The sequence below is a fragment of the Paraflavitalea pollutisoli genome (genome assembly GCF_029360705.1).
Lineage (GTDB): Bacteria > Bacteroidota > Bacteroidia > Chitinophagales > Chitinophagaceae > Paraflavitalea > Paraflavitalea pollutisoli.
Window position 1 is genome coordinate 674,208 of record NZ_JARKMX010000002.1, and the last position, 13,400, is coordinate 687,607.

The 13,400-nt window shown below is 51.0% G+C and carries 11 protein-coding genes; all 11 read right to left on the reverse strand.

The genetic code is table 11. The features are described 5' to 3' along the window. Positions 1-93 precede the first annotated feature (93 nt). From P2W70_RS07510 to P2W70_RS07560, 11 genes are read right to left on the reverse strand one after another with little or no spacing between them, the layout of a single operon-like run. Positions 94-990 (reverse strand): glycerophosphodiester phosphodiesterase family protein, encoded by an 897-nt coding sequence (locus P2W70_RS07510; protein ID WP_276480820.1) that lies wholly within the window; start codon positions 988-990, stop codon positions 94-96. Then, positions 991-1,590 (reverse strand): histidine phosphatase family protein, encoded by a 600-nt coding sequence (locus P2W70_RS07515; RefSeq protein ID WP_276480821.1) that lies wholly within the window; start codon positions 1,588-1,590, stop codon positions 991-993. It lies immediately after the preceding gene. Between the two features lie 2 nt (positions 1,591-1,592). Next, entirely contained in the window at positions 1,593-3,035 is a 1,443-nt protein-coding gene (locus tag P2W70_RS07520; protein WP_276480822.1) for an FGGY-family carbohydrate kinase, read from the reverse strand. Positions 3,036-3,048: 13 nt separating this feature from the next. Further along, the gene (locus P2W70_RS07525) at positions 3,049-4,503 is read right to left on the reverse strand and encodes an FGGY-family carbohydrate kinase (protein ID WP_276480823.1); all 1,455 of its coding nucleotides are present in this window, start codon (positions 4,501-4,503) and stop codon (positions 3,049-3,051) included. A 10-nt stretch (positions 4,504-4,513) separates the two neighbouring features. Further along, a complete protein-coding gene (locus P2W70_RS07530) occupies positions 4,514-5,524 on the reverse strand; it encodes an NAD(P)-dependent oxidoreductase (RefSeq protein ID WP_276480824.1) in 1,011 nt (336 codons plus the stop codon). A gap of 35 nt (positions 5,525-5,559) precedes the next feature. After that, positions 5,560-6,837, reverse strand: coding sequence for an MFS transporter (locus P2W70_RS07535; RefSeq protein WP_276480825.1), 1,278 nt, complete (start codon positions 6,835-6,837; stop codon positions 5,560-5,562). Positions 6,838-6,863: 26 nt separating this feature from the next. Continuing rightward, positions 6,864-7,973 (reverse strand): metallophosphoesterase family protein, encoded by a 1,110-nt coding sequence (locus P2W70_RS07540; RefSeq protein ID WP_276480826.1) that lies wholly within the window; start codon positions 7,971-7,973, stop codon positions 6,864-6,866. Positions 7,974-7,984: 11 nt separating this feature from the next. Continuing rightward, positions 7,985-8,902 carry an endonuclease/exonuclease/phosphatase family protein gene (locus tag P2W70_RS07545; protein WP_276480827.1) on the reverse strand — a complete coding sequence of 306 codons (918 nt, stop codon included), beginning with the start codon at positions 8,900-8,902 and terminating at the stop codon, positions 7,985-7,987. An 11-nt stretch (positions 8,903-8,913) separates the two neighbouring features. Next, positions 8,914-10,305, reverse strand: a complete 1,392-nt coding sequence (locus tag P2W70_RS07550) for an FAD-dependent oxidoreductase (protein WP_276480828.1) — start codon at positions 10,303-10,305, stop codon at positions 8,914-8,916. A gap of 39 nt (positions 10,306-10,344) precedes the next feature. Beyond that, positions 10,345-11,589, reverse strand: coding sequence for an MFS transporter (locus tag P2W70_RS07555; protein WP_276480829.1), 1,245 nt, complete (start codon positions 11,587-11,589; stop codon positions 10,345-10,347). Between the two features lie 40 nt (positions 11,590-11,629). Continuing rightward, the gene (locus P2W70_RS07560; protein ID WP_276480830.1) at positions 11,630-13,396 is read right to left on the reverse strand and encodes a RagB/SusD family nutrient uptake outer membrane protein; all 1,767 of its coding nucleotides are present in this window, start codon (positions 13,394-13,396) and stop codon (positions 11,630-11,632) included. Between the last annotated feature and the right edge of the window lie 4 nt (positions 13,397-13,400).

Sequence of the window (13,400 nt, forward strand, 5' to 3'; positions counted from 1 at the left end):
TGATGGCCCATAACCAGGAAGCATCAAAGACTGTGCCCCCCAGCCGTTAGTGTGGTTACCACGACAAGTTTATTTTTCAATAGACCTGCGCCATCAATCAGGCTTATCGTTACGCGTCGTAGCTGCAGCGACCTCAACCGGCAGGTCGGATTCCAGAATATCTGCCCCCTGCTCAAAAATACTCCGGTAAGCCACAGCACGCTCTTCCACCGAAGCCAGCTTATCGTATACCGGTGCAGCTGAGATCATACACATCACCCCACGGGCATGCAGCAGATCAAACATCATTTTATTGGCCGGCTTATTCTCCGAACCTATATATGCAATCATATTCTTCCAGGGAACGGCAGCAGCCTCATAGGCCTTTAACGCTTCCTCTGTTTTCACAAAAGCCGACATCATCAGCTGCGCATCCACATCGTAATAGAATTTTGCCTGCTCTGCATTGTGTACAGTCACCATCACAAAACTGGTAGCATTGTTTTTCCGGATGATATCCGCTGTCATCTGCAAGGGTACATCTTTCTTGTCCAGGTTAAGGATAGTTTTACCCCGTGCCCAATCAATAGCCTCCTGCAGCGTCGGTATCCGGTATTGAGTGGTTTTGCCGTCTTTATCTTTCAAACGTAGCTGCTTCAATTGTGCATAGGTATAATCGGACAATTTGCCCGTGCCGGTAGTTGTTCTGTCCAGGGTGGCATCGTGCAGCAATACGATCACACTGTCTTTCGTAAGCCGTGGATCTATTTCAAAAAATGCGGGCGTATGCCTCAGTACATACGCAAAGGTCTCAATGGCATTTTCAGGATAGCCTGACAGGTAGCTTCCCCGGTGCCCGCTGATGATCTTCTTACTACCATTGGTATACTTAAAAAAGGCATGCAGATCTGCGCTACTCTTGATTGGCAATATGTTTAATTGAGCCTGCACTACCGAGCCCACCAATAGCCCCGCCAGGAACAACCCTGCTTTTACATTATACCCTTTCATTTAACGGAGTTTTGAATTCAACAATTCAAGTGTCAATACCCCCTGACCGTCTAGGGTAAAGCACGTGATGGAAGAGTTTTGCTGTACCAGCTGGCGGTAATTCCGCAGCGGCATGCCCAGCCTGTAAGCCAGGTACAACCTGTTGATGCCGTTGTGCGCCACCACCATAATATTCCCCACAGTATGTTGCTGCTGAATGGACCGAAAAAAATCATCGACCCGCTCTACAATCTCAGTGCCTGTTTCACCCGTACCGCCAGCGCGATAAACCGCGGGGTCGCTCATCCAGTTCACCCACAGCGACTCATTCTCCGCAATGAATTCTTCTTTTGTTTTTCCTTCCCAATTTCCAAAGTCCGCTTCTATCAGCCGCTCATCTTTAATGGGATCTCTTCCGGATGCCAGGCAAGCTGTGTTTGCGGCTCGTTGCAAAGGAGAGGAATAGACGGCCGCAAACTCAATGCCTTCCAAATGCCGCTTCACTTCCTGCGCCTGTCCTAAACCTTTATCGGTCAACGGAATATCCGTGCGTCCGCAATAGCGATTGTTGTCTGCATTGTAGGCCGTTTCACCATGTCGGAGTAAAAAGATCTTTAGCATGATTAGTCCAGTATTTTTCTTGCTTTCAGTTCCTGAATAAATAGATCGTATTTATGGTCATACGCGATGACCAACTCGGCCTCTGGCTGTATGATTGTGTCTGGCTTCACCATCACCGCAGCGGCCTCCTGCAAAGATCCATAATGACTACTGGACGCCGCCAGTATAGCCGCACCTGCGGCCCCCGATACGTTTTGCATTTTGCAGACAGGCACCTTGCTAACGCTGCTCCTGATCCGCAACCAGGTATCGCTGTTGCTACCACCACCGGCTGAGAAAATCTGCTCTATCTTTTCCCCAGACAATGTAGAGATCCTTTCATAAGCATACCGCTCTATAAATGCGACCCCTTCCATACATGCCGCAAATGTTTCCACATCGTCCCCTTCAGGCCAAAAACCAACCGCCTGTGGCGCCACGAAGGGAAACCGCTCCCCCAGCTGTATCAACGGCCAGGCCAAGGATGCGGCGGGTAAATGAATCCCTGCATCCCTGCCTAGCTGCAGCAGGTCTTTACCGGCGAACAGCTTGCTCACCCAATCGGCGCCGGTGTTGCTGGCTCCTCCAGGCATCCAGTAGCCAGCGGGATGGCGGTGATTGTAAATAACGCCAGACGGATCCTGTACCGCCTGCGTGGTAACTCCTTTGATAACGAGGGTCGTTCCTATGGTCGTATTCCATTGTCCGGGACTGACTGCCCCCGATGCGATTTGAGATGCACAGCCGTCTGTAACACCTGTTGTCACCACGACACCCTCCGGCAATCCCCATTGCGCAGCCAGCGCTTTTTTTACCACACCGATTGCCTCACCGGATGGTCTTACCTGCTGCAACCATTCTTTTCTAATGCCGACCTGCTCCCCAATATAGCTTGGCCATTCATACCGATGAATGTCATAGCCGGATTTCATCGCATTCGTATAATCGGTAATTCCATATTCACCACATAGTCTGCCAGTGACAAAGTCGGCAGCATGTACAAACTTTCTCAATACAGGCACCTGATCGGGATACTGTTCGAGAAACCACCACATCTTGGGCAAACCGCTGGAAGCATTGTAAGCCGTATACCCCTCTTTCACGGCCTGTTCAGCAATTTGCTTACAGAAAGCTGCCTGCTGCGCAGACCGCGGATCGCTGTACATGATCGCCGGATGCAAGGGATTGTTATCTCCATCCAGGGGGATTATGGTGCCAGACGTAGAAGTCACTGCCGCCGCTTTTATCCTTTCTAAACGAATATCCGTTTTCACCTCCCGCAACAACGCCGGGATCAATCGACAGCAAGCCTCCCACCACATAAGTGGCGACTGCTCTTCGCGGTAACGCGCATCCAATGAAAACACTTCCTCTACAGCTCCATATTGCTGTCCCAACTCATCTATCAATACCACGCGCGCTCCCTGCGTTCCAATATCGACTCCTATAAAATATACCCGACTCATTTCATTTCCTGTTTTAACTGATGGCCCTGAACTGCTCCCTGGCCAGCTTCCATTGTTCGTAAAAAGCCCTGTATTTCTCTGCTTCTTTACCGATGGGCATCGAGCTCTCCTGTACCGTTGCTGCAGTTTGCCCGTCGTTGCCGAGTGCTTCCTTACAAAGCAAAGCGGCCCCTACTACTGAAGCCTGTTCAAATCCATTCCGCACCCGCACTTCCTTGCCGGTAATAGCCGCAATCAGTCCACGCAGGGTTTTACTTTGTAATCCACCCCCACAAGCCCAGATATGCGGCTCGTCATGGCCCGACACTTCCGCCAATACCCGATAATTCTCCGCGATGGAGAAAGCAATGTCTATCAGCGTAGCCCACACAAAACTGCTTCGACGCAGTTCATGCGTGACAGGCACCGGAAAAATAAACCCACCCCTGGTTACTGGTTTTGTTTCACCAGCCACCAACGAACCCAGGGACGCCACACATACCCGGTGTGCATCCGCAGCCAACTCTTGCTCAATCACTTCGTAACCTTCATTGGGATAGAACACCTCTTTCAACCGCTGGTAGTTCAACCCGGTAACACCCGCATTGGCTTCAAACACAAACCGGTTTTCCGCTATGTCCCGGCTTGTCCAGGTTCTTTCCTGTTTATCCAATATATAGTTTCCTTCCAACTTAACTACCGGTGTAGTGGTGCCTGAAACAATGACCACATCGCCCACGGAAGGTCCGGTGCTTTTGATGGCGAGCTGGGTGTCGCCACCACCGGTCACAACAAGGGCGCCCGGCGTCAATCCCCATGCTTCAGCAACATCCTCCTTGAATGAGCCCAAAACACTGCCGGATTGCGACAACGGGGGCAAGGCATCCGGTGAAATATTAAATAGCGCACTAAGCTCATTGCTCCACTGGCCTTCCGCCACATCATACAACAATGTTTCTGACGCTTGCGAATGCTCGTACACCGCAACGCCACTCAGTTCCCAGGCGGCCCAGTCACTGATGCTGAGAAAGAAAGATAATTCACTCCACATCTCACGTCTCCGCTCCCTTGTGCCGACCAACTTATAGGCGGAAAATAACGAGGTTGGATAACGGCCTGTCTGCTGGTATATTCTGCTTTTATCTGTATACGTGTTTTCCCACTCCCGGCCGCGGTGATCAATATTGGGCAATCCGACGACCGCCCTGCCCGACTTGTTTACCAGTACAATGCCTTCGCGCTGACTGGTGGTCGTGGCCGCTTTTATCATCACAGCTCCTGCCTGTTTCATGGCCTCAGCCGTGAGGTCTTTCAGTTGCGCCAAAAGCTCGTCTGGCTTGAAGTAGATAGAATCCTGGTACAGCTCGTCACGGTAGTAACGGATATCGGCTCTTGCTACCTCCAGTATTGCTCCTGCCGGAGATACGATGGCCGAACGCACGTTGCCCGTTCCAATATCAAGCACCAGGTATGCCTCCTGTTGTATCATCCACTTATTTTTATCGTTGAATATTTGATGACAAAATTTCTTTATTGGCCAACCGGCTCGCGCTATGTGTGCCGTGAACGAACCACGCTACCAGCACTTCATTCAAGATGCGCACATGGTGATCCTCTACTTCATGGGTAGCGCCTGCGATATGCGGTGTTGGCAGCACATTGGGCAGATCAATTATTTTATAATCCAGCTCATCCGGTGGCTCGTTATCAAAGACATCCAGGATGGCCCCGTTGATCTTATTGCTTGCTAACGTAGTATACAAGTCATTTCTATTCACCACCACCGCGCGGGCTGTATTTACAAAAATCGCATCCTGTTTCATCAGGTCAAAGTAACGGCGATCGATCATCCCCTTCGTGTCATCTGATACCGGCAGGTGCACCGAAACGATATCACAGGTAGCAAACAATTCTTCCAGGCTTAGTTGGTGGTAGGCAGGAAAGGCAGCCGCGTCTACATAGGGATCATAGTACGCGATAGCGCAAGGATAATTTTCTACCAGCCGGGCAATGAGTTGGCCAATAGCACCAAAACCTACCAGGCCAATCTTTTTGCCCGCCAGCTCATTACCCTTAAACTCCAGGTAGGAAGTATGGGCTCCTGCATTCCAACCACGGTCACGCAGCCAATTGACGGCGGGCAGCGTTTTCCGCATATAGGCGATCACATTGGAAATAAACATTTCTGCCACGGCCTGTGCATTACGCGCGGGCGTATAAAAAACGGGAATGCCATATTTCGTCGCTGTCGCCAAGGCCACATTTGAAGGTGTACCCCTGCATACACCGATGAATTGCAGGTGTGCATTGGCGGCAATGACCTTTTCGGTCACATGGTCATGCTCGGTTATCAGGGCTTCCGCCTCGGTTTCATACAGCAGGGCCAATAGTTCATCTTCATTATAAGCACGTCCGTTTACTTTCCAGGGACGATATATGACTTCTCCCAGGTCTTGCCTGATATCGAATAATCCTTTTTCATGGTAAGGTGCAGTTACTAGTACTCTCATATTTCACATTAATTATTTACAATCATTCTATTATTTCACGATGGCAATACCGATGTATCTGCAGCGGTCACTATAGGCTCCTTACCGGCAGCTTCAGCCGGCAACGTGATGAAGCGTGTCAGCAACGCGCTGATAAAATACAAGCCCGCCAATATCCACATAATGCCTTTTACACCAGCCAGGCCTATGAATACACCCACGATCGCGGGCCCTACGAAAACCGGCAATCCGGCGCCCAGGTTCAAAATGGCCATCGCGGCCCCTTTATCTTTTTTGACCAATGACGGCACCAGAGCAGAAAGCGGCACATATCCCGCCAGGCAAGCGCCCCAGGCGATGCCCGCCAGCATGATCAGCCAATAACTTCCATTCGCATACTGCGGCATGTAGTACAGCAACAAGGTGGTAATACCACAGCCTACGCCACCAAACCAGGCAATCGTCTGTCGCCAGCCCAAACGGTCACCAACAAACCCAAACACGAGGTTAAAAACGATGTTGCTGGTAAAGATGGTCCCCCAGATGTATAACCAATCGGTGGTATTGAACCCATGGGATGCCATATAGGTTGGCAAAAAGATGGGAAAGGCAAACTGTGCTGTCGTATTGATCACCCGAACGATGCCACCAATCGCCACCTTGGGCTCTGTGCGCACGATCGTCAACCCTTTCAGCAGCTCTTTCCACTTGTTTTCCTTCGCCTGTTCATTGACCCGGAAAGGCGCTTTGTTGAACAGCAGGGCAAAGGATGCGCCCAACAACACCCAGAAGATAGCACTCCATAACGCCGGGATATGCCCCAGCGCACGAATGGCCCAACTGGAATAAAAGGCACCCAACACATTCAGTCCGCCGGTAAATACGAACCAAAACCAGCCGACCGCGCGACCCAGTGCAGCAGGCGGCGTAGCATAGGAAACCCATACGAGGAAGGAATAGGCAAACAAGGGATAACCAAAGCCGCGCAGGGCATAGGTGATCAGCATCGTAGCATAATTGAGGTCCTTCAGACCAATACCCACAAACCCGATCGTACCTGCCAGGTAGGTCAGCAGACCGATCAGCATGGTCTTCTTTGGTGTAAATGTTTCTGCCATGACTCCCGAAAACCAGGAAGCAATGGCAATCGTCACCCCGTAGGCTGTAAACAATGTAGCGTTTTGTTGCATGCTCATACCGCGCTCTATCAAATAAGGGCTTAGCCAACCAGTTTCCATGCCGTCGCCCATCATAAAGATCAAAATGCCCAGGTACCCTGGCAGCAAGGGCATAGGAATGCCCAACTTGTCAGCAATGGTCTCGTTTCTTTTCATATGCAGCAATCGTTTAATGGTGTGTTCTAGTCGAACCGGATCGTGTATTCATTCCGCGCATCCAACTTCCAGGCAAACTGGCGCGTTGTCGGCGATATGCCGAACAGGGGAGAGAATGTTCTTACTTTTACGGTTTTCCCATCAGGAAAGAATTCCAGTATCCGCAGCCATCCATCTCCTCCATTGCCTTCACGGTGTCCGCCACCCATCGACTGTGCGTCGAACAAGATCTGGTGTACTGTTTTTCCTGCGTTGTTCTTGTCCTTTCTGTACCCTTCGCCGGAGATATGACCACACAACACCAATTCAATATTCGAAGCCGGTTGCACGGTCTTCTCCCAGATCTGCTGACCATTGTTGGCGCCCGGCAGTTCGATGCGAGGCGACTTCTGGATCATGTTGTCAACATTGTAAGGCTCCCAGTAGATCCAATTGATCTTACCAGTTGTACGCGCATCTTTGGCATTCAGGTATTCGTGGGTAGCCAATACCACCCGGTGATTTTTGTATTGTGGCAAAGCAGCTACGCGGTGTGCCCAGGCGAGGACGGTATCACGCGGACCAAACTCTACCGTCATAAACAAGTAGTCTTTACCATTCAGCCCTTTGATCTCGAAGGCCGAGTTTTCCAACGTAGGTTGCCCCTGCTCGTTGCGGGTGTTTTGCACCAGCAGTTTCTGGTTCAAATGATTTCGCTCTGTCGTAAAGAACTGACTGTACATGGAGGTACGGTTGCCTTTGGGATCGATGCTGTAGTCATGGTTACCCGTGGCAGCCATATAAGGCACCTTGCCATCTAACTTGCTAAACGCTTTGGAGACATATTCCCACTGACTCTTGGAGGTTTGATCTCCATCGTAATCGTTGGTAATCTTGCCGTCGTTCTCCACCAGGTCACCCACGCCCATGACCATCTTGATATTAAGGGTATCGATATTGTCTACGATCCAGGCCATCATCAGATCCACCAGGGGTTGATTTCTTTGCCATTTTACGTAGTTCTGCAGGTCCGGCACCATGATCATTGACCAGGATCCTTTTTGCTCCAGGGCAGGTTTCTTATACTTGTCCTGGGAAACAGCCAGGGACACGACTCCCAACAACAAGCCTATGCAAACAAAAAATCTTTTCATCATTGGTAATTCGTTTAGTCGATTATACAGTCTGCCTGTAAAAAGAAGTGATCACTGGGGTATTTGCCATTGATGGCATCTTTTATAATGGTTGCGTCTGTTGGCTTTATTTGCCCCCTGTACCAGATATAGTCGATCCTTCCTTTGGAGGAAGCTTTATCATAAGCAGCTCCCTGAAATTCGTGACCGGTATGGCCCGCCTCTTTTTCGCCATGAATGGATTCATAACTTTCTTTCCAGCCTCCCTGCCTTACGGCGTCAAATACGTTGCTATCGAACCGGCTGTTAAAATCTCCGGTGAGCAATTGATTGTAACTGGGCAGGTATTGGGCACTTTCGGTTACCACCATTTTCGCCTGTTGGATCTTTGCTTCGGCCGATATGTGATCCAGGTGCAGGTTGATGAGCCTTAATTCTTTTCCGGTCTTCTTTTCCTTCAGCCGTACCCAGTTGGCATGCCTGGCCCTTGCCGTATCCCACGACTTGCTACCCGCTACCAGGGGTGTTTCGGATAGCCAGTAGGTACCACCGGTCAGCAACTCGTAACGGTCTTTGGAAAACAGGATGGGGTTCTTGGCGATCCCGTAATAGCCAGTCGTATGGGCATCCATCTCCGGACCATCAAAGCCAAATAAGTGGTAGTTGGTAAAATATCTCCTGAGATCATCGGCCTGCACCTTCAGCACTTCCTGAAAGCCGACAATGTCGGGCTTTCTATCCCGGATCACTTTGAGACAGATATCCTTTCGCGCTGACCATCCCAGCCCTTTCGCCTCGTCTTCATCCAACGCTACGCGGATATTGCAACTCAGGATGCGGTGGGTACCCGACTTCGCGGGTGTTGCGTCTGCCGCTTTTACGACAGCCGGCAATACCGGCAATAATGCGGCGGCTCCTATTCCTTTTATGAATTGTCTTCTGCCAGATGACATGATACTTATTTTTATGATGCGAATGTTGCTTGGGGAATACGCAGGTAAGCGCCGCTGCCCAGCAGTTCCTGCTGTAGTTGTGTGACATCGATCGCTGCGGGCTGAACACCTTGGCGAACCGCCATCTTTGCCGCGCGGCCTGCCGCTTCGCCCATGGCCATACAGGGTGCCATCACGCGGATGGCAGACATCGCCTCGTGGGTGGTGGAAATACAACGTCCGGCCACGATCAGGTTCTTTACATTTTGCGGTATCAGCGAGCGATAAGGGATATCATAACAATCGCCACACCATTCCAGCGTACAGCCGCCACCTTGTGGGTGGTGGATATCGAGGGGATAGCTAGCCACGGCTATCGAATCGTCGAAGTGCCGACAGGTCATGATGTCGTCGCGCGTCATGGTGTATTGCCCTTGTATGCGCCTGGTTTCGCGAATGCCGAGGAAGGGGGCCGTTTTCAGGAAATAGGCATTCTCAAAGCCGGGCACGTATTCTATCAGGTATTGCTGTATATCGTGTATCTGGTGCCTGCCTTCAATTTCTCCGTGGGTAAGACTTCCGGGATCGGTTCCATTGACGCCACTTACGCGTGTCATGTTCACCCACACCTCGCCTTTGCGCAATCCGGTAATGAGGATGGTGCGTTCGGTTGTCAGGGTCAATCCGGCATCCTGTGCTTTCTTGATCAGGTTGCGCATACCTACCAGCACGAACTGATTGTTTTGCCCAAAATACTCGGCTGGAATAAAATCGGTCAAGTATGTTCTGGGTTCTTCTGCAACGCTCGTGCGCAACTTTTCGGTATCTACGCCGCCGAGGCAAAACATCAAGGTGGGCGGCTGTACACCTCCATGCTCATTACCATATTCGCAGGGAACACCGGCGCGGTAGGCCACATCCGCATCTCCGCTACAATCGATAACCGTTTTGGCCAGGATCACCTCGCGTCCAGCTTTACTTTCAATGATGACTCCTTTCAAAGCATCGTCTTCCATTACCACACCCGCACAGAACGCATAGAACAACACCTCCACCTTGCTTTCTACCAGCATTTGCAGGGCGACTGTTTTCACAGCCTCCGGCTCTACCAGGGTGAGACTCATGTGCAATGGACAAGGACGGTGTTCGCTGGAGGCTTGTACCGCTTTCAACCGGTCGATCAGCTTTTGGGGAAGCCCTTTGATGATCTGGTTACCCTTTTGCCCCAGAAATCCGAGGATGGGCAAGCCGATCGTCATATTGCCACCTACAAAACTGCGGCTCTCTACCAGCATTACATTTAATCCATCTTCCGCTGCCGCCAGGGCCGCCATGATACCGGAAGGGCCTCCGCCAATAACCAGTACATCTGTTTCTTTTCGCACCGCAATTTCTCTGGCTGGCTCTGTGAATGTTTTTGACATGCTATTGTATTTACAGTTTATTAGTTTAATAATCTATGTTCATTGAAGCATCGGCTTTGGCTTCTCCGGCTTTACCATCGTCCACAGGATCAGAACCGCCAATGGATGCAGGAACGCCATGGCGATGAATATTTTTTCTGCCCCGAGTGTACCCATGAATTGGCCCACGAAATAGTTGAACAATACAGCTCCCAATGCGCCAAACCCTCCGGCGATTCCTAATACGCTGGCGACATTCTTGACCGGAAAGGCTTCTGCCACGACCACACTCACGGTAAAGAGCCAACTCAGGCACGCTATGGCCACAATGCTGAATACAGCCAGCGTTGCCCAGGCGCCACCCAGATAGGGTGTCAACGCGCAAAGGGGACTTAGCACCGCAATCCGGGTCAGCATCATTTTCCTTGCCTTTAAGGGTGCACATCCTTTTCGAACCAACCTGTCGGACCAGGCAGAAGTGGCAATGGCACCCAGGTCGGCAAACAAAAAAGGTATCCAGCCAAACATACCTACCTGCGCCAATGTAAGTCCGGAAGACTCCTGCAAATACCCCGGCAACCAAAACAGGCAAAAGTACCACACGGGGTCACTGACAAATCGAATCAGCAGTATGCCCCATAAACTGCGGGTACCCCATAGCTGCTTCCACTGGAACGGCTCTACCGGTACGCCCGTGGCGGATGTAGTGGAGGCTGCCAACACGGCTGCCGGAGGATCTCTGTACACGAGTTTCCACAACAGCGCAATCAGTATCCCAATAGCCCCCATGGTGAGGAAAGCCACCTGCCAACTATAGGTAAGTGCCAACCAGGCAATGGCTGGTGGCGCAATGATGGCACCAATCGAGCTACCCGCCACACACAGGCTGTTGGCAGTCGCGCGCAGCTTCCCCGGAAACCAAACGGCTATTACTTTCAATTGGGCCGGAAAGTTGGTGGGCTCTGCCGCTCCCAACAAGCCACGAAAAAAGCTAAACTGGCCAATGCTCCTGGATAAGCCACCGCCTATACAGGCCAGGGACCAGGTGATGATGCCATAAAACATCACCAGCCTGGCCCCAAACCTGTCTACCATCCATCCGGTAACCGGATACATGACGGCATAACATATCGTAAAAATGTTCAGGATCATTGCATAGCCCCTGTCGTCGAGTGTGAACTCTGCCTTCAGTACTGGTTTCAGAATAGACACGATCTGCCTGTCGACATAGTTGAATACTATGGCCAGGAAAATAATGGCAACGATGAACCAACGTCTCTTATCAGGGCTAAGCAATACTTTCATTCCATGAACTTAATGATCTTTGAAACAGCACCTTCCCATTTTAATATCCTGGATTCTGCTCCAATTTTTTGTTGGCATCCATTTCGGATTTGGGAACCGGCCAGTACTCATCTTTCTGCTCTTTGTACACGACCTGTTGTGTCGTGAAATATTTAATTGCCTCCGTGTGGTTATAGAGCGGTGTATAACTATCGTCAAATCCAGTCAGCACGTTTTTGGTCCATGCTTTGGCATCCCGGTTCAGGTAGATATAGCCATTCATGACTTTATTGGCAATACCCCAGCGACGGAGGTCGTACCAGCGAAGGCCATCATTGGCCAGCTCTACTTTACGCTCATAACGCAGGGCTGTTCTCAATTGCGCCTGCGACAATCCGGTTGGTAATTCAGGCATCAGTGCCCGACGACGAATGCGATTGATTGCTTCGTAAACGGTATTGTCCAATTCATTGGCCTCGATCTTTGCTTCGGCGTAGATCAGCAGCAACTCCGCAAAGCGGAAGATCCCTACATTGAGGTCAGACACGCCACTTACAGAAGTAGAATTGAAATCAACCAGGTCAATGGGCTTGCGCCAGAGATAGCCACTGAACGACCTGAAAGCATTCGTGGCATCAGCATTCGCCACGGAAGGCGCGGTTGTTGCCTGGCCATTGATCACCGGCCAGTAATTCTTCACGGTCGTGAAACTGGTTGCTGGCTCAAACTGATAGCCCACGTAGCGGGCGTGTGGACGCGCGCAATACATATCCAATCTTGGATCGCGGTTTTCGAATGGCTTGGCAGCGTCATACAACGGAGACTCTGTGATGGGCAACCCATCTTTCGCCTGGAAAGTATTGATCAGGTCTTGCGTAGGACCCCAATAGCATACACCCTTACCCAGGCGGGAAGCCGAGTAGTATTGCTGGTTGTGCGTATTGCCGGGAATATTCATGTTGTACTCGGTGACCCATATCCACTCTTTGCTGGTCTTGAAACCTGCATGGCCGAATATGTTGGAGAGCTCGGGCTCACCGGTCGTATGATCCTTGCCCACGAAGTTGATGGTGCTGTTAAAAGGCGTCAGGTCATGTTGGCCACTAGACAGGGTAATGGCGGTGTTGGCCGCCGTTGCTGCGTCCTTATACTTTTTTGCGTACAGGGCTACTCTAGCTTTCAGCATATAGGCAGCCACGCGCGATGCTCTTACGTTGCCAAACTGAGATTGGGAAGGAGGCAGGTTGTCTGCGATCGCCGTCAGCTCATCCAACAGAAACTGTTCGATTTCCGCCTTGGGCGTTCTTGGTACGCTGGCATTGCTCAGGTCAACCGCATGTTTCAATAAAGGAACGCCGCCATAGAGCTCGATCAGTTGCGAGTAACAATAGGCCCGAACAAACCGCAGCTCAGCATCCAGTTGTTTGTACCCCGCATCCGTCATTGTGCTTTTCAGCTTCTCCAGGTTGTCGAGCACCGTATGTACCCGGGCAATGGTTTGGTAGTGTACCTGCCAGGGTTTGTTGGTCAGCGCATTGTCGGTCGTAATAGCACTGGTGATGGGCGAGGTATAGTTGGTACCCGGACGGGCAAACCCGATATCGGTAATATTATCCAAGACATGCCAGATGGGTGTACTGGCCGCATCCATTTTGCTGATGATCTGGTAGGCGCCGAACAATCCCATTTCGGCTTCTTTGGCATTTGCCGGAAAGGAGCCCGTTGATGGTCCATTCAGTGACTGCAGGTCGGGCTTGCAGGAAGACAGGGCCAGGATCGACCCGACGGCAATGGCCGCTATTTTATGAAGAGAGTTATTGCGTTTCATTGTT

Bases quoted from the DNA above. Each gene is read 5' to 3' on its own strand.
- P2W70_RS07510 (WP_276480820.1), bottom strand. From the start codon at position 990: ATGAAAGGGTATAATGTAAAAGCAGGGTTGTTCCTGGCGGGGCTATTG.
- P2W70_RS07515 (WP_276480821.1), bottom strand. From the start codon at position 1,590: ATGCTAAAGATCTTTTTACTCCGACATGGTGAAACGGCCTACAATGCA.
- P2W70_RS07520 (WP_276480822.1), bottom strand. From the start codon at position 3,035: ATGAGTCGGGTATATTTTATAGGAGTCGATATTGGAACGCAGGGAGCG.
- P2W70_RS07525 (WP_276480823.1), bottom strand. From the start codon at position 4,503: ATGATACAACAGGAGGCATACCTGGTGCTTGATATTGGAACGGGCAAC.
- P2W70_RS07530 (WP_276480824.1), bottom strand. From the start codon at position 5,524: ATGAGAGTACTAGTAACTGCACCTTACCATGAAAAAGGATTATTCGAT.
- P2W70_RS07535 (WP_276480825.1), bottom strand. From the start codon at position 6,837: ATGAAAAGAAACGAGACCATTGCTGACAAGTTGGGCATTCCTATGCCC.
- P2W70_RS07540 (WP_276480826.1), bottom strand. From the start codon at position 7,973: ATGATGAAAAGATTTTTTGTTTGCATAGGCTTGTTGTTGGGAGTCGTG.
- P2W70_RS07545 (WP_276480827.1), bottom strand. From the start codon at position 8,902: ATGTCATCTGGCAGAAGACAATTCATAAAAGGAATAGGAGCCGCCGCA.
- P2W70_RS07550 (WP_276480828.1), bottom strand. From the start codon at position 10,305: ATGTCAAAAACATTCACAGAGCCAGCCAGAGAAATTGCGGTGCGAAAA.
- P2W70_RS07555 (WP_276480829.1), bottom strand. From the start codon at position 11,589: ATGAAAGTATTGCTTAGCCCTGATAAGAGACGTTGGTTCATCGTTGCC.
- P2W70_RS07560 (WP_276480830.1), bottom strand. From the start codon at position 13,396: ATGAAACGCAATAACTCTCTTCATAAAATAGCGGCCATTGCCGTCGGG.